This window comes from Duganella sp. 1224, from assembly GCF_013408245.1.
Taxonomy (GTDB): Bacteria; Pseudomonadota; Gammaproteobacteria; order Burkholderiales; family Burkholderiaceae_D; genus Rugamonas.
This window is the reverse complement of record NZ_JACBYS010000002.1, coordinates 218,132-239,346: the sequence shown is the minus strand read 5'-3', so window position 1 is coordinate 239,346 and position 21,215 is coordinate 218,132. Positions and strand designations below refer to the sequence as shown.

The 21,215-nt window shown below is 63.0% G+C and carries 20 protein-coding genes; 1 reads left to right on the top strand and 19 read right to left on the bottom strand.

The window, feature by feature from the left end:
- Positions 1-10 precede the first annotated feature (10 nt).
- The 4 genes from FHW58_RS13125 to FHW58_RS13110 form a co-directional block, all read right to left on the bottom strand.
- Positions 11-811: a class I SAM-dependent methyltransferase gene (locus tag FHW58_RS13125; protein WP_179673596.1), complete on the bottom strand. Its 801-nt coding sequence runs from the start codon at positions 809-811 to the stop codon at positions 11-13.
- Between the two features lie 65 nt (positions 812-876).
- Positions 877-1,836: a DNA-3-methyladenine glycosylase 2 gene (locus FHW58_RS13120; protein WP_179673595.1), complete on the bottom strand. Its 960-nt coding sequence runs from the start codon at positions 1,834-1,836 to the stop codon at positions 877-879.
- On the bottom strand, positions 1,833-2,714 hold the full coding sequence (locus FHW58_RS13115) for a DMT family transporter (RefSeq protein WP_179673594.1): 882 nt from the start codon (positions 2,712-2,714) through the stop codon (positions 1,833-1,835). The genes FHW58_RS13120 and FHW58_RS13115 overlap by 4 nt, the downstream gene beginning before the upstream one ends.
- Before the next feature lie 185 nt (positions 2,715-2,899).
- Positions 2,900-3,922, bottom strand: coding sequence for an XdhC family protein (locus FHW58_RS13110; protein WP_179673593.1), 1,023 nt, complete (start codon positions 3,920-3,922; stop codon positions 2,900-2,902).
- A 50-nt stretch (positions 3,923-3,972) separates the two neighbouring features.
- On the opposite strand from FHW58_RS13110, the gene FHW58_RS27710 reads away from it, so the two are divergent.
- Positions 3,973-4,101, top strand: coding sequence for a hypothetical protein (locus FHW58_RS27710; RefSeq protein WP_255484658.1), 129 nt, complete (start codon positions 3,973-3,975; stop codon positions 4,099-4,101).
- Here the strand turns inward: FHW58_RS27710 and FHW58_RS13105 are convergent.
- The 15 genes from FHW58_RS13105 to FHW58_RS13035 form a co-directional block, all read right to left on the bottom strand.
- A complete protein-coding gene (locus FHW58_RS13105; protein WP_179673592.1) occupies positions 4,098-4,493 on the bottom strand; it encodes a surface-adhesin E family protein in 396 nt (131 codons plus the stop codon). The genes FHW58_RS27710 and FHW58_RS13105 overlap by 4 nt on opposite strands.
- Before the next feature lie 15 nt (positions 4,494-4,508).
- Positions 4,509-5,597 carry a M48 family metallopeptidase gene (locus FHW58_RS13100; protein ID WP_179673591.1) on the bottom strand — a complete coding sequence of 363 codons (1,089 nt, stop codon included), beginning with the start codon at positions 5,595-5,597 and terminating at the stop codon, positions 4,509-4,511.
- 19 nt (positions 5,598-5,616) lie between these two features.
- Complete coding sequence (dut, locus tag FHW58_RS13095) at positions 5,617-6,066, bottom strand: dUTP diphosphatase (RefSeq protein WP_179673590.1); 450 nt, start codon at positions 6,064-6,066, stop codon at positions 5,617-5,619.
- Positions 6,067-7,293 (bottom strand): bifunctional phosphopantothenoylcysteine decarboxylase/phosphopantothenate--cysteine ligase CoaBC, encoded by a 1,227-nt coding sequence (gene coaBC / locus FHW58_RS13090; protein ID WP_179673589.1) that lies wholly within the window; start codon positions 7,291-7,293, stop codon positions 6,067-6,069.
- A 12-nt stretch (positions 7,294-7,305) separates the two neighbouring features.
- Positions 7,306-7,809: a signal peptidase II gene (gene lspA, locus FHW58_RS13085; RefSeq protein WP_179673588.1), complete on the bottom strand. Its 504-nt coding sequence runs from the start codon at positions 7,807-7,809 to the stop codon at positions 7,306-7,308.
- A gap of 67 nt (positions 7,810-7,876) precedes the next feature.
- Complete coding sequence (gene ileS / locus FHW58_RS13080; RefSeq protein WP_179673587.1) at positions 7,877-10,744, bottom strand: isoleucine--tRNA ligase; 2,868 nt, start codon at positions 10,742-10,744, stop codon at positions 7,877-7,879.
- A 64-nt stretch (positions 10,745-10,808) separates the two neighbouring features.
- Positions 10,809-11,765 (bottom strand): bifunctional riboflavin kinase/FAD synthetase, encoded by a 957-nt coding sequence (locus tag FHW58_RS13075; protein ID WP_179673586.1) that lies wholly within the window; start codon positions 11,763-11,765, stop codon positions 10,809-10,811.
- Positions 11,766-11,959: 194 nt separating this feature from the next.
- Positions 11,960-13,183, bottom strand: coding sequence for a tetratricopeptide repeat protein (locus FHW58_RS13070; RefSeq protein WP_229265314.1), 1,224 nt, complete (start codon positions 13,181-13,183; stop codon positions 11,960-11,962).
- A gap of 71 nt (positions 13,184-13,254) precedes the next feature.
- Positions 13,255-13,686 carry a biopolymer transporter ExbD gene (locus tag FHW58_RS13065; RefSeq protein WP_179673585.1) on the bottom strand — a complete coding sequence of 144 codons (432 nt, stop codon included), beginning with the start codon at positions 13,684-13,686 and terminating at the stop codon, positions 13,255-13,257.
- A 60-nt stretch (positions 13,687-13,746) separates the two neighbouring features.
- Positions 13,747-14,175 carry a biopolymer transporter ExbD gene (locus tag FHW58_RS13060; protein WP_179673584.1) on the bottom strand — a complete coding sequence of 143 codons (429 nt, stop codon included), beginning with the start codon at positions 14,173-14,175 and terminating at the stop codon, positions 13,747-13,749.
- Positions 14,176-14,181: 6 nt separating this feature from the next.
- The gene (locus tag FHW58_RS13055; RefSeq protein WP_179673583.1) at positions 14,182-15,087 is read right to left on the bottom strand and encodes a MotA/TolQ/ExbB proton channel family protein; all 906 of its coding nucleotides are present in this window, start codon (positions 15,085-15,087) and stop codon (positions 14,182-14,184) included.
- Between the two features lie 83 nt (positions 15,088-15,170).
- Complete coding sequence (locus FHW58_RS13050; RefSeq protein ID WP_179673582.1) at positions 15,171-15,833, bottom strand: energy transducer TonB; 663 nt, start codon at positions 15,831-15,833, stop codon at positions 15,171-15,173.
- 528 nt (positions 15,834-16,361) lie between these two features.
- Positions 16,362-17,903, bottom strand: coding sequence for a SpoVR family protein (locus tag FHW58_RS13045; RefSeq protein ID WP_179673581.1), 1,542 nt, complete (start codon positions 17,901-17,903; stop codon positions 16,362-16,364).
- Positions 17,900-19,168 carry a YeaH/YhbH family protein gene (locus FHW58_RS13040; RefSeq protein ID WP_179673580.1) on the bottom strand — a complete coding sequence of 423 codons (1,269 nt, stop codon included), beginning with the start codon at positions 19,166-19,168 and terminating at the stop codon, positions 17,900-17,902. Before FHW58_RS13040 ends, FHW58_RS13045 begins: the two co-directional genes overlap by 4 nt.
- A gap of 123 nt (positions 19,169-19,291) precedes the next feature.
- Positions 19,292-21,214, bottom strand: a complete 1,923-nt coding sequence (locus tag FHW58_RS13035; protein WP_179673579.1) for a PrkA family serine protein kinase — start codon at positions 21,212-21,214, stop codon at positions 19,292-19,294.
- Position 21,215: the final 1 nt, after the last annotated feature.

The following is a 21,215-nucleotide window of genomic DNA, read 5'->3' as shown; positions in this document are numbered from 1 at the left end:
GCGCGATAGTTTAAACCGTCGCGCGGATCAGCCGGAAGATGCCGCTCAGGCGCGCGCCATAGCGGGCGTGCAGTTCGTCGGCGCCGAAGTGTTCGATCTGGCGGTAGCCGTGGTGGCGCAGCATGTGTTCCAGCAGATGTGGCTCGAAGCTGCTTTGCAGCGGTTCGCCTTGTGCCGCCAGCGATGCGGCGACGAAGTCCAGTCCCGCGCGTTCGTTGTCAGTCAGGTGTTGGCGGTGCACGCAGTAGTCGAACACGATGCTGCTGCCGGGCGCGCAATCCGCCATCTCCCGCAAGGTGCCCATCACTTCATCCGGCCGCAGGTACATGCTGACGCCCAGCCACGAGAAGCAGGCCGGCTGCGCGGCGTCGAAGCCTTGCTGCTGCAGGTCGTCCAGCAGGCGGCCGTCGGTGAAGTCGGTGGCGACGTAGCGCAGGTGCGCCGGCTCGGCGATGCCGGTGGCGCGCAGGCGGTCGCGCTTCCATTGCAGCATGGCCGGCAGGTCGGCTTCGAAGATGGCCGCGGCGGTGGACGTGGTGCGGTAAGCGTAGGTGTCCAGGCCCGCGCCGAGGATGACGTATTGGTGCGCGCCTTGGGCGCTGTCCTCGGCGAGGCGGGCGCGCACGGCCATCGTCGCGCGCATGGCGGCGGCCAGCGGATGCTGCTGGCGCCGGGCGTCGGCGCGCAGTTCGGCCTCGCGCTCGGGGCCGAGGATGCGCAGGGCCAGCGGGTCGTTCAGGATGCGCGGCTCGTCGTACAGTTGGTGGGCGGCGCGGGCGGTGGCGGTGATCCAGGCGCTGGGCTTCTGCATGGTGCTCTCCTTGTGGTTGATGGGGAGAGCGTAAAGCCTGACGTTACGTGAGGCGCAAGCGGAATTTAGTCGCGCGGGTGCAGGCTGGCCCACAGGTGGGCGGCGGCCATGGTGCGGTGGGGGCTGTAGCGGGCGAGGATTTCTTCGGTGCGCTGGATGTCTGGCCTGGTGTCTTCGCCGAGCAGTGTTTGCAGGGCGGCGCGCACGGCGACGTCGCCATGCAGCGAGCAGTCGGCGTGGCCGTAGCCGCGCAGCAGGCCGTAGTTGACGGTCCAGGGGCCGATGCCTTTGACCGCCAGCAGCGATGTGGAGATCTGTTCGATGCTGTTGTCGGCGGCGATCTCCAGCCGCAGTTCGTCGCTGGCGACCAGCGCGGCCAGGCGCAGCAGGGTTTCCGCTTTGGCGCGCGAGAATTTGCGGCTGGTGAGGTCGGCCACCGTTAGCGCGGCGGCGCTGCCGGCGTCCGGGTAGCACCACAGGCCGCTGCTGTGCTGGCGGCCGGCCAGCAGGATGAAGGTGCGGCGCAGCGCGATGGCGAAGGACAGGTTGATCTGCTGGCCGATGATGGCCCAGGTTAGCGCTTCGAATACTGTGGCCGATTGGACGATGCGCAGGCCGGGCTGGCGCTTGGCCAGCGCGGCGAATAGTTTGTCTTTTTTGACGAAGGCGCAGAAGGGCGCGGGGTCGATGCGCAGGCCGAGGATGTTCAGCACGGCGTCGCGGGCTTGCTGGCGGCCCGCCGCGCTCAGGGCGGCATCGGCGCACACGGTGACGCGGGCGGTTGCGCCAGCGGCTGCGTCGGTGTCGGTGTCGGTGTCGGTGCTGGCGCTGGCGCTGGCGTGGAGGGCGCGGCTGGTCTTTGGCAGCGTGATGTCCAGCACGGCCGGTACGCCGTCGAGCAGCACGCCTTTACGCAGGCGTTCGGCGCTGACTTCCTCGGCGATGCTTTCGGGGTCGCGGCGGTGGAAGGCCAGGACGTCGTCGAGGCGGTAGTCGGCCGGCAGCGGCAGCGTGTAGGGCTTCATGCGGCGCGGGCCTTGAGGAAGCGCGGTCGGAAGCCCGTCACCAGCGCGGTGCCGGTGATGACGATGGCGGCGCCGGCAAAGGTGTACCAGCCGACCGTCTCGCCGAGGAACAGCACGCCCCACAGGATGCCGAACAGTGGGCTCAGGAAGGTGACCGTCAGCGCCGATGAGGGGCCGACGTCCTGGATCAGGCGGAAGTAGATCAGGTAGGCGACACCGCTGCACAGCACTGCCAGCGCTACCACCGCGCTCATGATGCCGATGGTCGGTTCGCCTGGCGCGGGGAAGAACGGCACCACCGGCGCCACCAGCAGCGCCGAGGCCCACATCGAGCCATGCGCGTTGGCGAACGGTTCGACGGCCTTGGCTTGTTTGGCGTAGTTGCTGGCGATGCCGTAGTTGAAGGACGCGAACAGCACGGCCGCAATCGCGATGTCGGCGCCGGGCCGGGTGCTGACGTGGTCAAAGCCAACCAGCAGCGCGACGCCGCAGGTGCCCAGTCCAAGGCCGATCAGCACGATGCCTTTGACCATGGTGCGTGACCAGACGGCTGCGATCAGTGTGCCCCACAGCGGGGTGGTGGCGTTGAGCACGGCCAGCACGGAGGCCGACAGCGTGCGGGCGGCGAATGCGAACATCAAAAAGGGGACGGCGGAGTTGAACAGGCCGAGGATGAGGTAGTGCTTCCAGTGTGCTTTCCAGTCCAGCGATTTTTTCAAGAAGACGCCGACCACGGCGAGGAAGATGGCGGCAAACAGCACCCGGTATTCGATCAGTACCGCGGCGCCCAGCACCGGCGCGGCAATGCGCATGAAGAGGAAGGAGCCGCCCCAGATGGCGGCAAGCAGGATAAGACGTAGCAGGTTGGCGGTGCTCATGCGGGTTCCAGTGGGGTTGAGCGGGGCGGCGTACCCCGGCCGCGATATTGTCGCTCAAGCGCACGCGGCAAACCAGCCGAATCTTGCTTTTGAATTCGGACGGTGAGTGAGACGCGGCGGAACCCGGAGAGGCTGGGGTCAGACCCCGTACGGGGTCTGACCCCGGTGTGCCGCCGTGCGGGTGTTTAAACGGCGCCGCTGTCCACCACGCAGATCGCGTCGCCGGCTTTGGTTGGCGCGGCGGCGTGCGGCACGATCATCTCCGTCGGCACGCCATTTTTGATCGCGGTCATTTCGGCCAGGATGGAGATGGCGATTTCGGATGGGGTTTTGCTACCGATGTAGAGTCCGATCGGGCCGTGCAGCCGCGCCAGCTGCTCCACCGTCAGGTCGAATTCCAGCAGCCGCTCGCGGCGCTTGCTGTTGTTCAGCCGCGAGCCGATCGCGCCGACGTAGAAGGCGTCCGACTTCAGCGCTTCCATCAGCGCCAGGTCGTCCAGCTTGGGGTCGTGCGTCAGCGCCACCACGGCGCTGCGGTGGTCGAGCTGCATCGCCAGCACCACGTCGTCCGGCATGTCGTGCACCAGTTGTACACCTTCCACGTGCCAGCCGGCGCGGTATTCTTCGCGCGGGTCGCACACAATCACGCTGTAGTCCATGGCCAGCGCGATCTGCGCCAGGAAGCGCGACAGCTGCCCGGCGCCGATGATCAGCAACCGCCAGCGCGGTCCGTGCAGCGTCACCATCACTTGTTCGCTGACCTGCATCTGCGCGCCCGGCGTGGCCTTGGACAGTTCCACTTCGCCGCTGCGCAGGTCGAGCCGGCGCTGCACCAGTTCATGGCGCTCCAGCCGTTGCAGCAGTTCGTCGATGCGGCTGCGCTGCGACAGCGGTTCGATCGACAGTTCGATCGTGCCGCCGCACGGCAGGCCGAAACGGTGCGCCTCGTCGGCGGTGATGCCGTAGCTGACGATTTCCGGCACTTCGCGCACGATGCCGTGGTCGCGCACGCGCGCGATCAGGTCATCTTCGATGCAGCCGCCGGAGACCGAGCCCACCACCGTGCCATCTTCGCAGATGGCCAGCGTGGCGCCGATGGGACGGGGGCTGGAGCCCCAGGTCTTGATGACGGTGATCAGCTCACAGCGGCGCCCGGCGGCGATCCACGCGGCGCTGGTTTTCAATACTTCGAGGTCGATAGAGTCCATGATTGGAATATACTACGGCTCTTCAAAGATTGCAGGGAACGGAGACGCCTATGCCTCATAAGGAAGATGACGCTACCCCCAAATTCGGGCGCTTGCTGGTGGTACTGATTGTCGCCGTGCTGCTGTGCGCCGGCCTTACCTGGCTGATGGCGACCGTGTTCCCGAACTTCCCGTCCTAGTCCTTGCAGGCCGCCGCCAGCGTGGCGTCGAAGGCGCTGTCGGGGACGATGTCTTCCGGGTTGAATTTCTCGAACTTGTAATTCTCCACCGGCTCGCCCTTGCCCATGGCGTCGGGATAGTAGACCTGTGCCAGCAGCGTGGTGGTGTGGTCGTCGCAGCCGTAGATTTGCAGCATCTTCACCGAGCGATACAGCTTGCTCTCGGGCGTCTTCTGCATGCGCGTGTAGTTCTGCATCGACCAGACCTTGCGTGTCTTGTCGGTCTTGATGATGCTGGCCTTGTCCATGTAGTAGGTGACGGTTTTGCCGCCGCCTACCCTGACCCACTGCGCCGCCTGCGCCCAGCCGGCCGCCACTATCAAGACGATTGCGATCAGGCCGGATTTGTTCATGGCATGCTTTCGGTGTCAGGGAACCAGCGGCTGCTTGTTGGACTGCTTGGCGCGGATCGCCGCCACCGTCTTGTCGATGGTGGCCAGGCGGTAGTTCACCGCCGGGTGGTTGGCGGTATAACCGTTCAGCACCGAGGCCGGATATTGCGTCGACAGGCGCTGCCAGAAGGCGCGCGCGCCTTCAACGTTGTAGCCGGCGCGCGCCACCATGTACAGCGACAGGTTGTCGGCCGCCGCGTCCAGTTCCTGCGGCATCGGCTTGACGCCGGCGGTCCCGATCAGCATCGACAGATCGGGGCGCACCGCCACCAGGTTGTCGATGATGCCGCCGACCGTGTAGGCCTGCTTGGTGGTGGCGGCGTGGCCCAGCACATTGTGGGCGATGTCCTTGGCCAGCACGTAGGCGATGGCGTCGTCGCTCTGCGCGAAGTTGACCATGCCGCGCGTGATCATCACGCGCTGGCCGTCGGAGTAGGCGTTGACGTTGTCCGCGTTGCCGATGTCGATCTTGAAGGCGCAGGCACGCGTGACCGGTACGCGCAGTTGCTGGTTGCTGCCGCCGCGCGCGATGGTCAGCGTCAGCACCTTGTTGGCGCTGACCAGCGGGCCGAGGACCGCCGCCGCTTCGGTTTCCGCGTTGGCGCCCACCGGCAGCAGCTTGCCGTCGGCCGCCACCAGCACGTCACCCTTGCGCAGGCCGACACGGGCGGCGCCGCTGCCGGCCAGCACGCTGGCCACTTCGAGGCGGTCGCCGTAGTTCAGCACCGCCTGCGCGGCGTCGACGAATTCGCCGGTGTAGGAATATTTGTTCTTGGCGGTGAAGCCGAGCAGGTTGCGCGCCTGCGTGCGGCACAGGTCGGCGTTATTGATCAGCAGCGGGCCGGCGACGCGGTACAGGCGATCCTGCAGCGCCACCATCTGGCTCAGTTGCTGGCGCGCGGCGGCCATCTTGGCGGTGACCACCGGCGGCGCCTCGGTGGCGGTGCTGACCACCGCCGGCGCCGGTTCGGGCGCGGCCGGTTGGGATTGGAAGGTGGAGCAGGCGGATAGCAGCGCGCTTGCTGCTATCAGGGACAATGTGCCAAATGGTTTCGTCTTGTTCATCCGCACTCCGTCTCCGTTCTTAGTGTTTGCCGGTGCTGCCGAAACCGCCGGCGCCACGTTCGCTCGATTCGAATTCGTCCACCACGTTAAAACCGACCTGCAGCACCGGCACGATGATCAGCTGCGCCAGGCGTTCCATCGGCTGCAGCGTGAAGGCGCTGTGGCCGCGGTTCCAGGTCGAGATCATCAGCTGGCCCTGGTAGTCGGAGTCGATCAAGCCTACCAGATTCCCCAGCACGATGCCGTTCTTGTGGCCCATGCCGCTGCGCGGCAGGATCATGGCGGCGTAGCCCGGATCGGCGACGTGGATCGCCAGGCCGGTTGGAATCAGCACGGTCTGGCCGGCCTCGATCACCATCGGCGCGTCGATGCAGGCGCGCAGGTCCAGGCCCGCCGAACCCGGCGTGGCGTAAGCCGGCAGCTGGTCTTTCATGCGCGGGTCAAGGATTTTAACGTCAACGGTTTTCATTTATTTAGCAAACAGGGAGTGTTGGGAGATCCGCTTGGAGATCTCGGAAATCAGTTGGCGCGCCAGCGTCAGCTTGTCGGCGCGCGGCAGGATGGTGTGGCCGTTTTCGTCGAACAGGATGATGGTATTGTCGTCCTGGCCGAAGGTGTGGTGGCCGATATTCCCGACCAGCAGCGGGATGCCTTTTTTCTCGCGCTTGTCGGCGCCGAACTGCACCAGGTTTTCCGATTCGGCGGCGAAGCCCACGCAGTATGGGTGGCCGGCCAGGTTGGTGCGCGCGGCCACGGTGGCCAGGATGTCGGGGTTCTGTTCGAACTTGAACACCGGCGCGGTGCCGTCCGGATTTTTCTTCAGCTTTTGCTCGCTGGCGTTGGCGATGCGCCAGTCGGCCACCGCCGCCACGGCGATGAAGATGTGCTGGTTGTCGACGTGGCTCGTCACCGCGTCGTACATCTGCTGCGCGCTCTGCACGTCGATACGCTGCACGCCGAACGGCGTGGCCAGCGCCACCGGGCCGGATACCAGCGTGACTTCGGCGCCGGCTTCGCGCGCGGCGCGCGCCACGGCGTAGCCCATCTTGCCCGAGGACAGATTGGTGATGCCGCGCACCGGGTCGATCGGCTCGAAGGTCGGGCCGGCGGTGATCAGGATGCGTTTGCCCGCCAGGACTTTCGGCTGGAACGCGGCGATGACTTCTTCCAGCAACTGCTCCGGCTCCAGCATGCGGCCCAGGCCCACTTCGCCGCAGGCCTGGTCGCCGGCCGCCGGGCCGAAGAGGGTGATGCCGTCGTCGCGCAGCGTTTGCACGTTGCGCTGGGTGGCGGGGTTCTGCCACATCTCGACGTTCATGGCCGGCGCGATCAGCAGCGGCACGTGGCGCGGACGGGCCACGCACATGGTGGACAGCAGGTCGTCGCAGGCGCCGTGCGCCAGCTTGCGGATGAAGTCCGTCGAGCAGGGGGCGATGATGATGGCGTCGGCGTCGCGGGTGACGTCGATGTGGGCCATGTTGTTGTTGACGCGCGCGTCCCACTGGTCGGTGTACACCGGGCGGCCGGACAGCGCCTGCATGGTGACGGCGGTGATGAAGTGGGTAGCGGCTTCGGTCATCACCACCTGCACCGAGGCGCCGGCCTTGGTGAAGGCGCGGCACAGTTCCGCCGCCTTGTAGCAGGCCACGCCGCCGGACAGGCCGAGGACGATTTTTTTACCAGTCAGTTCGAGCATGATGCGGCTCCTTTATTTGTTCACCCGGCGCAGTTCGTCCAGGATGAACAGGGCGGCGCCGACACAGATGGCGGAATCGGCGACGTTGAAGGCAGGGAAATGGCCCAGGCCTGCCCAGTGGAAGTCGAGGAAGTCGACCACGTGGCCGTACAGCAGGCGGTCGATGACGTTGCCCAGCGCTCCACCCAGCACCAGCGACAGCGCCCAGGCGAACATGCGCTGGCCGGCGTGCTTTTTCAGCAGGTAGACGATGAAGATGGCGGCGGCGATGCCGATGCCGGTGAAGAAGTAGCGCTGCCAGCCACCGCTGTTGCTGAGGAAGCTGAAGGCGGCGCCCTTGTTATAGGCCAGCACCAGGTTGAAGAAGGAGGTGATGACTTTTTCTTCGCCCAGCTGGAACATCTTGGTGATGGTGATCTTGGTCAGCTGGTCGATCAGGATCACCAGCGCGGCGATGCACAGCCAAGGCGTCAGGCTTGCCGAGGATTTGGTCGGGAAGATTTTTTTGGTGGCCATGTTAATTATTTTTCGTAGCGTTAAACCCGTCATTCCGGCTTTCGCCGGAATGACGGTGCGCGTCATATTAAGCGAACTTGCGTTTTTCGCCCGCACCAAACAGGTTGCTGTAGCAGCGGCCGCACAGCGTAGGGTGGTCCGCGTGGGCGCCGACGTCGGCGCGGTAGTGCCAGCAGCGCTCGCACTTCTCGGCGGTCGACGCGGCCACGTTGACCGCTTCTTCCGCTTCGCCCGCCACTTCGGTCACCGTCGCCAGCGACGTGATGAACACGAACTTCAGATCATCCTCCAGGCTGGCCAGCAGCTGGTACTTGTCGCCGGCGGCCTTGATGCTCAGTTCCGCCTGCAGCGAGGAGCCGATCGCGCCCGAGGTGCGCAGGTCTTCCAGCTGCTTGGTGACGTCGGTACGCACCGCGCGCAGCGCCGTGTACTTGGCCAGCAGCGCCTCGCCATCGGCCAGTTGCGGCAACTGCCACCAGGTCTGGGTGAAGATGGTTTCGTCGCTGTCCTTCCAGCCTTGTGCGCCGGCGAAGATTTCCCATGCCTCTTCGGCGGTGAACGACAGCGCCGGCGCCATCAGGCGCAGCAGGCTATGCGTGATGTGCCACAGCGCGGTCTGCGCCGAGCGGCGCGCGTGCGAGGTCACGGCCGTGGTGTACAGGCGGTCCTTCAGGATGTCCAGGTAGAAGCCGCCCAGGTCTTCCGAGCAGTAGTTCTGCAGCTTGGAGGTCACCGGCTGGAATTCGTACTGCATGTAGTGCGCTTCGATTTCCTTCTGCAGCGCCGCCATGTTGGCGATGGCGTAGCGGTCGATCTCCAGCAGCTCGGCCACCGGCACCGCGTCCTTGGCCGCGTCGAAGTCCGACAGGTTGGCCAGCAGGAAGCGCAGCGTGTTGCGGATGCGGCGATACGACTCGGTCACGCGCTTGAGGATCTCGTCGGAGATCGACAGCTCGCCGGTGTAGTCGGTCGACGCCACCCACAGGCGCAGCATGTCGGCGCCCAGCTTGTTCCATACGTCCTGCGGCGCGACCGTGTTGCCGATCGACTTGGACATCTTCTTGCCTTCGCCATCGACCACGAAGCCGTGCGTCAGCAGTGCCTTGTACGGCGGCGCGCCGTTCAGCATCGAGGAGGTCAGCAGCGACGAGTGGAACCAGCCGCGGTGCTGGTCCGAGCCTTCCAGGTACAGGTCGGCCGGGAACGCCGATTGCTCCTTGTGCGAACCGCGCAGCACCGTCTGGTGCGTGGTGCCGGAGTCGAACCACACGTCCAGCGTGTCCTTGTTCTTCTCGTACTGCGATGCCTCGTCGCCGATCAGGTCTTTCAGGTCCAGCGCCTGCCAGGCGTCGATGCCGCCTTTTTCGATCAGCTTGGCCACCTGTTCCAGCAGTTCCGGCGTGCGCGGATGCAGCGCGCCGGTTTCCTTGTGGACCACGAAGGCCATCGGCACGCCCCACTGGCGCTGGCGCGACAGCGTCCAGTCAGGACGGTTGGCGATCATGCCGTGCAGGCGCGCCTTGCCCCAGTCCGGGAAGAACTGCGTGGCTTCGATGCCCTGCAGCGCGGTTTCGCGCAGCGTGTGGCCGCCGTCCTTCGGCTTCACATCCATGCCGGCGAACCACTGCGAGGTGGCGCGGTAGATGATCGGCGTCTTGTGGCGCCAGCAGTGCATGTAGCTGTGGTCGAACATCTTCAGCTCGAACAGGGCGCCGGCTTCCTTCAGCGCGTTGCAGATCGGCTTGGATGCTTCCCAGATGCTCATGCCGCCGAACAGCGGCAGCGTCGACGCGTATTTGCCGTCGCCCATCACCGGCGTCAGGATGTTCTCGTCCTTCATGCCATGCGCGCGGCAGGAGATGAAGTCGTCCAGGCCATAGGCGGGCGCCGAGTGGACCACGCCGGTGCCGCTGTCGGTGGTCACGTAATCGGCCATGTAGACCGGCGACAGGCGGTCGTAGAACGGATCGGCCGCGTACAGCGGGTGACGGAAGCTGACGCCGTCGAAGGCGGCGCCGTGGGCGGTGGCGATGGTCACGCCTTCCAGCTTGTAGCGCGCCAGGCACGACTCCACCAGGTCCTGCGCCAGGATCAGCAGCAGGGGCTGGCCGTCACGCTCGGTCTGCACCAGCGAGTAGATCACTTCCGGATGCACGTTCAGCGCCTGGTTGGACGGGATGGTCCATGGCGTGGTGGTCCAGATGACGATGTAGCCGTTATCGGTCGGCAGCTTGTCCAGGCCGAAGATCTGCGCCAGCTTGCCGGTGTCGGCGAACTTGAAGCCGACGTCGATGGCCGGATCGCGCTTGTCCTTGTACTCCACCTCCGCCTCGGCCAGCGCCGACTGGCAGTCGAAGCACCAGTTGACCGGCTTCAGACCGCGATACACATAGCCTTTTTCCAGCAGCTTGCCGAGGGCGCGTAGTTCGTCGGCCTCGTTGGAGTAATTCATGGTCAGGTAAGGATTCTGCCATTCGCCCAACACGCCCAGGCGGATGAAGTCCTTGCGCTGGCGGTCGACCTGCTCCAGCGCGTAGGCGCGGGCCTTGGTCAGCACCTCGGCGGTCGGCAGGTTCTTGCCGTACTGTTTTTCGATCTGGATCTCGATCGGCATGCCGTGGCAATCCCAGCCCGGCACGTAGGGCGCGTCGTAGCCGGCCAGCGTGCGGGCCTTGACCACCATGTCCTTCAGGATCTTGTTGACGGCGTGGCCGATGTGGATGTCGCCGTTGGCGTACGGCGGACCGTCGTGCAGGATGAATTTCGGACGGCCGGCGGCCGCCTTGCGCACGCGCTCGTAGATTTTCTTGTCTTGCCATTGCTGGACCCAGTTCGGCTCGCGCTTGGCCATATCGCCGCGCATCGGGAACGGGGTTTCGGTCATGTTGACCGGGTATTTACTCTCTGGCTTCTTTGCTGGTTTGTTGTCGGACATGGTATGCGTTCAGTGTAGGTATTCGGGAATTCTCGGTAGCCGGCGCTCGTAGCTGGTCGCGCGGTCAAATTCGGTCGGTGGCGCGCTTGGCGAAGAAGGCGCGGGCGATGTCGGCGTCGCGGTGGATGGCGGCCGTCAGCGTTGGCAGGTCGACGTATTTTTCCTCGTCGCGGATCTTTTGCAGGAATTCGACGCGCACCTGCTTGCCGTAGCACTGCTGCGCGAAGTCGAACACGTGCACCTCCAGCAGCACGCGGCCGCTGTCGTCGACGGTCGGGCGCACGCCCAGGCTGGCCACGGCCGGCAAGGGCTGCCCGCCCAGACCGTGCACCTGGACGATGAAGATGCCGGACAGCGCCGGGCGGTGCGGCACACGCAGATTGAGCGTCGGGAAGCCCAGCGTGCGGCCCAGTTTCTGGCCGTGGATCACGTGGCCGGAAATGGCGTACGGGTGGCCCAGCAGGGCCTGGGCGTGCGCGAAGTCGCCGGCGTGCAGCGCTGCGCGCACGGCGGACGAGGAGATGCGGGTGCTGCCGTTCATCACGGTCGGCAGGGTCTCGACGTGGAAGCCGTATTGCTGGCCGGCTTCCAGCAGCATCTGCACATTGCCGGCGCGGCGGGCGCCGTAGCAGAAGTCGTCGCCGACCATCAGCCATTTGACGTGCAGGCCCTCGACCAGCACTTTTTCGGTGAATTCGCGCGGCGTCAGCGCGGCGAAAGAATCGGAGAAGTGTTCGACGATCACGCGGTCGATGCCGTTGTCGGACAGCGATTGCAGCTTGTCGCGCAGGTTGGCGATGCGCGCCGGGGCGCGCGACAGGTCGCCGGCTTTCTGCGCGAAGAATTCGCGCGGATGCGGTTCGAAGGTCATCACGGCCGCTTCCAGTCCCAGCCCGGTGGCGGCGGCGCGCACGCGGGCCAGCAGGGCCTGGTGGCCAAGGTGGACGCCGTCGAAGTTGCCGATCGTGAGCGCGCAGGGCGCGCGCGCCGCTGCATTGGGAAGACCTCGAAATACCTTCATGGGAATCTGGGGAAAACTTGTCGCAAATACGGGATTATACGGTTTGTTTGGTGTGGCCGGCGGTTAACCCGCACGGCGGCCGCTTTTGGGGTCTGACCCCGTACGGGGTCTGACCCCGCCGTACCGGGTTCCAAATGAAAAAAGCGCTGTCCGGCGGGGGCCGGAACAGCGCTTCGCGCATCCACCTGCCCGATTTACATCGGGTGGTTAATGTTCAGGGTCCAGTAACGGGCCAGGTCGGCGGTGCCATCGGTGCCCTTGACGGTCTTCAGCGTGGCCAGCGCGGCGGCTTTCTTGCCGGCGATGCTCTGCGCGATGCCGTAGTGCAGCTTGATGGCTTCCGGATTGCGGCCGGTGCCCAGCTTGACCGCCTGGTCCATCAGCGCCAGGCCCTTGTCGGCCTTGCCGGCCGAGACCAGGCCGTAGCCCAGGTTGGCCAGCGCGTCGGCGTCCTTGGCCTTGACGGCTTCGGCTTCGGTGGCGGCGGCCTTGGCGTCAAACTCGGTCTGGGTCTTGATCGCCAGGTCTTTCAGACGCTGGTGACGGGCGGCGTCGGCGCCAGTGCCCAGCGCGCCTTTCTTGTAGCCCTGCTCGATGATCTTGTTGGCTTCAGCCGGGTTGCCGGCTTGCAGCGACAGCTGGGCCATTTCCAGGTATTCGCCCGGCTTGGTCAGCAGGCCGTTGACCAGGCGCAGACGCAGCACGTCCAGCGACAGCGTCGGCGAGAAGCCCGGCTTGCCCGACACGCGGTTCAGCAGGTCGGCCCAGTAGGAGGCCTTCGGATATGAACCGGCCAGTTTTTCCAGCGTCTGCACATAGCCGGCCTTGTCGTTCTGCTTGAGCTGGATGTTGGCCAGCATGCCCAGCTGGTTTTCGCTCAGGTTCTTGCTCGATTGCAGTTCCTTGGCGGCCTCGGCGTATTTGCCCGAGGTGTACAGGATCTGCACGATGTATTCGTGGGCGGCGGTGTTGTTCGGGTTGTCTTTCAGCACGCGCTGGAACCAGGTCACGGCCTTATTGTAGTCCTTGGCGCGGTAGTAGATGCCGGCCAGGGCTTCGGAGAATTTGGCGGATTCGGCAGGCGACAGCTTGCCGGAGTTGATCACGTATTCAAAGGCTTTGGCGGCGGCGTCGTTATCGCCGGCAGCGACCGCGGCCGAGGCGCGGGTACGTTCGATCAGGTACATCTCGTTGGCGGATTTGCCGCCGACGGTGTCGGTTTCTTTCAGTTTGGCAAGTGCTTCCTTGTTCTTGCCGGCCGCGGCCAGTTTCTGTGCTTCCTGCAATGGTTTGCCGATTTCTGCGCGCACCGTTTCGGCAGCGTAGGCCACCGACGAGAAACCTGCGAGGGGAGCTGCTGCGGTAAAACCAATGGCGGCCATTACCAGGCCGAGATGAGCGAGACGAAACTTGGTCATGGGTGAGTTTTCTTTCTTCAAAAAAGCAAATAGGCAGGAATGGTCCTGCCTATTATTGTACATGGGACTAATTACTGGAACTGTTCGTTACCGACCAGTCCAATCTTGGTCACGCCCAGACGCTGGGCCGAAGCCATGACGCCTGCGACAACTTTGTACGAGACCAGCTTGTTCGGACGCAGATGCACTTCCGGCTGATCCGCTTGCGCGGCGACATCGGTCAGTTTCGCTTCCAGGGTGGCGCGGTCAGGAACGACAGCGTTATCCCACAGAATCGTACCGTCGAAGTCGACGTCAATCGTCACCACCACTGGCTCCTTGGTAGGAGGCGGCGGGGTGCCGACCGGCATATTCAGGTTCACCGAGTGGTTGGCCTTAGGAATCGTAATGATCATCATGATAATCAGCACCAGCATCACGTCGATGAGGGGCGTCATATTCATTTCCATCATTGGTTCCGGATCCGAACCACCGCTCGATGGAGAGCCGACATTCATACTCATGGGTTGTTTCCTTTTAAGAAGGGCAGGCCTGGCAACCAGGCCTGCGGTGCGCTCGGGGGATTAACCCTTATCAGGCGGTTCGGTGATGAAGCCGACCTTCTGGATACCAGCGCGCTGGGTGGTGAAAATAACCTTGCCGATGGCTTCGTACTTGGTTTCCTGGTCACCCCGTACGTGCACTTCCGGTTGCGGCACTTTCACAGCTTCCACCTTCAGGTTGTCGAACAACTCATTGGTGTCGCGCATCTTGCGCTGATTCCAATAGATGTCGCCATCTTTGCTCACCACGATGTTGACGTCTTCCGGCTTGGTCTGGATAACCTGGTTGGTTTCTTCTGGCAGCTTGATCTTGATCAGCTTCAGAACCACCGGGCTCGTAATCAGGAAGATAATCAGCAGAACCAACATGATGTCCACGAGGGGCGTCGTGTTGATTTCCGACATGACGGTATCTTCGTCTCCGGTATCGGAGCCTACGGACATGGACATGGTGAATTAGCCTACTTTTTTGGAGCCGGTTGCGGTCGACATTGCGCCCGAGATCAGGACCGAGTGTACGTCAGCCGAGAAAGCACGCACGTCTTCCATCGCCGACTTGTTACGACGGACCAGCCAGTTGTAACCCAGAACCGCAGGAACTGCCACGAACAGACCAAACGCGGTCATGATCAGTGCTTCACCCACTGGACCTGCCACTTTGTCGATCGAGGCGTTACCCGACATGCCGATGGCGATCAGTGCATTGTAAATACCCCACACGGTACCGAACAGACCGATGAACGGTGCGGTCGAACCGACGGTGGCCAGGAACGACAGGCCGTCTTGCAGGCGCGACTGAACTTTGTCCACGGCGCGCTGGATCGACATGGTCACCCAGGTCGACAGGTCGATTTGTTCCAGCAGGGCGCCGTCGTGGTGGGCGGTGGCCTTGGTGCCGGTTTCAGCGATGAAGCGGAATGGCGAACCGTCGGTCAGGGTTGCCGAACCAGCGGCGATCGACGAGGCTTTCCAGAACTTGGCCGAGGCTTCTTTCGACTGCTTGAAGATCTTGGTCTGGTCGATCAGTTTGGTGATGATGATGTACCACGAACCCATCGACATCAGCGACAGGATGATCAGGGTGCCGCGCGACACGAAGCCGGCTTCCCAGACAGCAGCGAAGCCGTATGGGTTTTCCACTTCTTCTTTACCACCGTGCGCTGCTGGCGCTGCTGGAGCTTCTGCTGCTGGTGCTGCTGCCGCATCCGCTGCTGGCGCTGCTGCCGGCGCTGCCGCGTCTGCTGCAGGGGCCGAAGCGGCTGCCGAGGCTTGCTCTTGTGCCGAGCTAACCAGGGCGGTGGCTGCGGTCACCGAGAACAGCACAGCGGCCAGTACAGCGGACAAACGGGTATTCTTAAACATGCTTCCTCCAAATTGATAAAATAATCAGATCGCTGGCGTAATGACAACGAAATTACTAAGTGAGACGGTGTTCTGTCCCGGTTTTACTCCAGCGTCCAGACGTATTGCATCTGCTGCCAGCCTTCTTTTGGTACGCCATCTTCCGTTGCCGGTTTGAAGCGGCACTTGGTGATACCGGCGATCGCGGCTTTGTCCAGATCCCTAAAGCCGCTCGATTTCACTACCTTGCCTTCCGCCACGTGACCGTCGGCCGCAATCAGGAACGACAGCTGCACGGTGCCGGTTTCCTCGTTACGCAGCGACGACTTCGGCCATTCCGGTTTGGCGCAAGTGCTGAAGTCAACCACTGCCGCGGTGCGCACACCCGTTTTGGCCGGACCAGGCGGCGCCGCAGGTGGTGCTGGCGGTGCTTTCTGAATCTCGGTGGTCGCCGGCTTCACGTTGGTCGCGTTGGCGATCGTGTTGTTCGGCGGTGGCGGCTGCTGCACGTTCACCTCAACTGGCGGGATGAAAGGCGGTGGTGGTGCCTTCATCTCTGGTGGAGGTGGCGGTGGTGGGAGCTCTTTCGGTGGAGGAGGTTTGACCTCCTCAATGATCTTGGTCTCCACTGGTGCGACCATTTTGGCCACCAGACGTTTTCCCAAGCCCGTCACGATCCCATAAGCGACCAGGATGTGCAACAAAACGACAATCGTAATGCCTGTAAAGTTCTTCCCGGTGCTTTTCTCGTTGTGCGTGAAATTCATGCCTGCTTTCTCCAATACCAACTCTCTTTGGTGCTACTTAAACCCCAAAATGGCGACACAAAACAACAGCCGCATCCGGGACGTCGGCGAATTATACATACGAATTCTTGATTTTACATAGAATTTTCATCCCTAAAACCGGTTAAATTTCATAGGGTTTTCCTATATGGTAGCGCTCACTTTGCACCGTTCTGGCTCAACGAGCAAGACCGCGCGTCGCATTTTTGGGCGGTGGCGCACCACGACGTTACTTAGTTTTCCCTTAAGGCCAAATACGGAATTTTATGTCGGTAGTTTTACTACGGACAGTTGATAATTTGGCCGTAAATGTTTCTTTGATGAAATTCTTGCGGGCACTTCTATACAAGTAGCTTCAGAAAAATATTGACTTCCGGGCCGCGCCGTGCATCCACCAAAAAAAAACCGGGGCCAGCGCGCCGTCGCTGCCCCCGGTTCCGACTCTTGCAAGAGCCGTGCCTGCTTTTGGGGCAGGGCCGGCGCCTGAAAAAAGCCTTATATATTAGTCGGTCACGGCATCCGCGCACGCTTCTCCCGTTTGACCTCCAGGGTACTGATGACTTCGCCGTTTGGCGCCACCGTTTGCAGGTGGACGTCGAAGCCCCACAAGCGCGCCACATGCTTCAGCACCTCGCCGGCCTGCTGGTTCAGCGGGCGACGCTGGAACTGGGTATGGCGCAGCGTCAGCGCGCGGTCGTCCTGCGTGTTGACCGACCATACCTGGATGTTGGGCTCGCGGTTACCAAGATTATATTGTTCCGCCAGTTGCTGGCGCACGTATCGGTAGCCGCTGTCGTCATGGATGGCCGAGACGTTGAGCTTCTCGTTGTTGTCGTCGTCCAGCACGGCAAAGAAGTGGAATTCGCGGATCAGCTTGGGCGACAGGTACTGGGCGATGAAGCTCTCGTCCTTGAAGTTGCGCATGGCGAAGTCCAGCGTCTTGCGCCAGTCGCTGCCGGCGATGTCGGGGAACCATTCGCGGTCCTCGTCGGTCGGATGCTCGCAGATGCGGCGGATGTCGGTCATCATGGCGAAGCCGAGCGCGTACGGATTGATGCCGCTGTAGTAGGGGCTGTTGACCGGCGGCTGGTAGACCACGTTGGTATGGCTCTTGAGGAACTCCATCATGAAGCCGTCGCCGATCACGCCCTCGTCGTACAACTGGTTGAGGATGGTGTAGTGCCAGAACGTGGCCCAGCCCTCGTTCATCACCTGGGTCTGGCGCTGCGGGTAGAAATACTGCGAAATCTTGCGCACGATGCGCACCACCTCGCGTTGCCACGGCTCCAGCAGCGGCGCATACTTCTCGATGAAGTACAGCAGGTTTTCCTCGGGCTCGGGCGGGAAGCGCGGCGCCGCCTTGGCCGCCTCCTCCTCCTCGCGCCGCGGCAGGGTGCGCCACAGCTCGTTGATCTGCGACTGCACATAGGCCTCGCGCTCCTTCTGCCGCGCGCGCTCCTGCGCCATCGACAGCTTGGCCGGCCGCTTGTAACGGTCGACGCCGTAGTTCTGGATCGCGTGGCACGAGTCCAGCAGCAGCTCGACGGCGTCGATGCCGTGCCGCTGCTCGCACTCGGCGATGTAGTTCTTGGCGAACACCATGTAGTCGACGATGGCGTCGGCGTCGGTCCAGGTGCGGAACAGGTAATTGCCCTTGAAGAAGGAGTTGTGGCCATAGGCCGCGTGGGCGATCACCAGCGACTGCATGGTCAGGCTGTTTTCCTCCATCAGGTAGGCGATGCAGGGATTGGAGTTGATGACGATCTCGTACGCCAGCCCCATCTGCCCGCGCTTGTAGCCCTTCTCGGTGCTGAGGAAGTGCTTGCCGAACGACCAGTGGCTGTACGACACCGGCATGCCGACCGAGGTGTAGGCGTCCATCATCTGCTCGGCGGTGATGATTTCCAGCTGGTTGGGGTAGGTGTCCAGCCCGAAGTTGTCGGCCACGCGGCGGATTTCCTGGTGAATTTGCTCGATCAGCTCGAAAGTCCACTCGGATTGCTCCGGCAGCGCGTTCGGATGTTTCGGCTTGGGCGTGGTCATGTCGTTCATTTTGGCTGCTTCTTGAACAGTTCACGGAAGACCGGATAGATATCGGCCGGCGTCACAATCTTTTGCATGGCGAAGTGCGGATGGTGGTCCGGCACCTGCGAATACTGCTCCCACAGGTTTTGCGGCGGGCCGTCGGTGATCTCGACATAGGTGTAGTACTGCACCTTGGGCATGATGGTGTTGACCAGCAGCTGGCGGCACAGCACCGAGTCGTTGTCCCAGTTGTCGCCGTCCGAGGCCTGGGCCACGTAGGCGTTGTAGCTGCCGGCGCCGTAGCGCTCGTCGATGATCTTGTCGAGCAGGTGCAGCGCCGACGACACCACCGTGCCGCCCGACTCGCGCGAGTGGAAGAACTCTTCCTCGTCGACCTCGGCGGCGGCCGTGTGGTGGCGGATGAATACCACGTCGATCTTGTCGTAGACGCGCTTGAGGAACAGGTACAGCAGGATGAAGAAGCGCTTGGCGGTGTCCTTGCGCGTCTCGTCCATGGAGCCGGACACGTCCATGATGCAGAACATCACCGCCTGCGTCATCGGCTTGGGCACCTTGATGCGGTTGGTGTAGCGCAGGTCGAACGGGTCGATGAAGGGGATGGCCAGCAGCCGCGTGTGCAGGTGGTGGATCAGCTTTTTCAGTTCGACCACGCGGGCGTCCTGCAGCGGCACGCCGTCCAGCAGCAACTGCTCCAGTTCACGCTCGGCCTCCTGCACCCGCTTGCGCGAGCCGCCGCCGACGGCGATGCGCCGGCCCAGCGCGCCGCGCAGCGAGCGCAGCACGTGGATGTTGGACGGTGTGCCGGACATGTTGTAGCCGGCGCGCTGGTTCTTGAAATCGGTGGTGGCGGTCAGTTGCGTCTTGACCATGTGCGGCAGTTCCAGGTCCTCGAAGAAATAGTTCATGAACTCTTCGCGCGACAGTTCGAAGATGAAGTCATCCTCGGTGAGCTGGTCGCTATTGCCGGCCTTGCCGCGGCCGGCGCCGCCACCGCCCTTGGGGCGGTTGATCTGGTCGCCTTTCTGGTATTCCTGGTTGCCCGGGTTGACCACTTCCCACACGCCGCCATGGGCGTGGCCAAACGACGGCTCGCTCACATCCTTGACCGGGATGGAGACTTTTTCGCCGTTCTCGACGTCGGTGATGGAGCGCCCCTTGATGGCGCGGCCCACCGCGTCCTTGATCTGCGATTTGTAGCGCCGCAAGAAACGCTCGCGGTTGACGGCGGACTTGTTCTTGCCTTGCAAACGACGGTCGATGAGGTAAGTCAAAAGATGCCTCCTACTGTACGCACGTCGCCCCCGCGAAAGCAGGGGCCCATGCTGCGCGTGCCATCACGCGGCTTATGGCCCGCGTCGGCGGACCGCCCGCGTGCGCCGGAACGACGACTCATGCTACGACGACTTCCTCACGCGCAGATACCATTCGCACAGCAGCCGCACCTGCTTGGCGGTGTAGCCTTTCTCCACCATGCGCGCGACAAAGTCGGCGTGCTTGTTGGCGTCCTCGGCGCTGGCCTTGGCGTTGAACGAAATCACCGGCAGCAGTTCCTCCGTATTGGAGAACATCTTCTTCTCGATGACGGTGCGGAACTTCTCATAGCTGGTCCACGCGGGATTCTTGCCACCATTATTAGCGCGCGCCCGCAGCCCGAAGTTGACAATCTCGTTGCGGAAATCCTTGGGATTGGAAATGCCGGCCGGCTTCTCGATCTTCTCCAGCTCGTTGTTCAGCGACTCGCGGTCGAAGCTCTCGCCGGTGTCCGGATCGCGGTACTCCTGGTCCTGGATCCAGAAGTCGGCAAAGGTCACGTAGCGGTCGAAGATGTTCTGGCCGTACTCGGAATACGATTCCAGGTAGGCGGTCTGGATCTCCTTGCCGATGAACTCGACGTAGCGCTGCGCCAGGTGCTCCTTGATGTAGGAGAAGTACTTCTGCTCCAGCTCGGGCGGGAACTGCTCGCGCTCGACCTGCTGCTCCAGCACGTACAGCAAATGCACCGGGTTGGCCGCCACCTCGGTGTTATCGAAGTTGAATACCTTGGACAGGATCTTGAACGCGAAGCGCGTCGACAGCCCGTTCATGCCCTCGTCCACGCCGGCGTAGTCGACGTACTCGTGGATCGACTTGGCCTTGGGATCGGTGTCCTTGAGGTTTTCGCCGTCGTACACCAGCATCTTGCTGAAGATGCTGGAGTTCTCCGGATCCTTCAGGCGCGACAGGATGGCGAACTGGGCCATCATGCGCAGCGTGCCCGGCGCGCACGGCGCGCTCGACAGCGAGGAGTTGAACAGCAGCTTGTCGTAGATCTTGATCTCGTCGGTCACGCGCAGGCAGTACGGCACCTTGACGATGTAGATCCGGTCGAGGAAGGCCTCGTTGTTGCGGTTGTTCTTGAACGACTTCCACTCGGATTCGTTGGAGTGCGCCAGCACCACGCCGTCAAACGGAATCGCGCCAAAGCCCTCGGTGCCCTTGTAGTTGCCCTCCTGGGTGGCGGTCAGCAGCGGGTGCAGCACCTTGATCGGCGCCTTGAACATCTCGACGAATTCCATCAGGCCCTGGTTGGCCAGGCACAGGCCGCCCGAGTAGCTGTAGGCATCCGGGTCGTCCTGCGAATAATCCTCCAGCTTGCGGATGTCGACCTTGCCGACCAGCGAGGAAATGTCCTGGTTGTTCTCGTCGCCCGGCTCGGTCTTGGAGATGCCGATCTGCTTCAGCACCGACGGGTAGCGCTTGACCACGCGGAACTGGTTGATGTCGCCGTTGAACTCGTGCAGGCGCTTGACCGCCCACGGCGACGGGATATTGCGCAGGTAGCGGCGCGGGATGCCGTAGTCTTCCTCCAGGATGGTGCCGTCCTCGTCCTCGTTGAACAGGCCCAGCGGCGATTCGTTCACCGGCGAGCCCTTGAGGCAGTAGAAGGGCACGTGCTCCATCAGCGACTTGAGCTTTTCGGCGATCGACGATTTGCCGCCGCCCACCGGGCCCAGCAGGTACAGGATCTGTTTGCGTTCCTCCAGGCCCTGGGCGGCGTGGCGGAAGTAGGACACCACTTGCTCGATCACTTCTTCAGTACCGTAGAACTCGCGGAACGCCGGATAAATCTTGATGACCTTGTTGGCGAAGATGCGCGACAGGCGCGTATCGTTGCGCGTGTCGACCAGGGTCGGTTCGCCGATGGCGGCCAGCATGCGCTCGGCGGCGCTGGCGTAGGTCAGCCGGTCTTTCTTGCAAAGTTCGAGATACTCCTTCATGGACATCTCTTCTTCTTTGGTCCGTTCGTATCGTGCGGCGTAGTTGTCAAAAATGGTCATG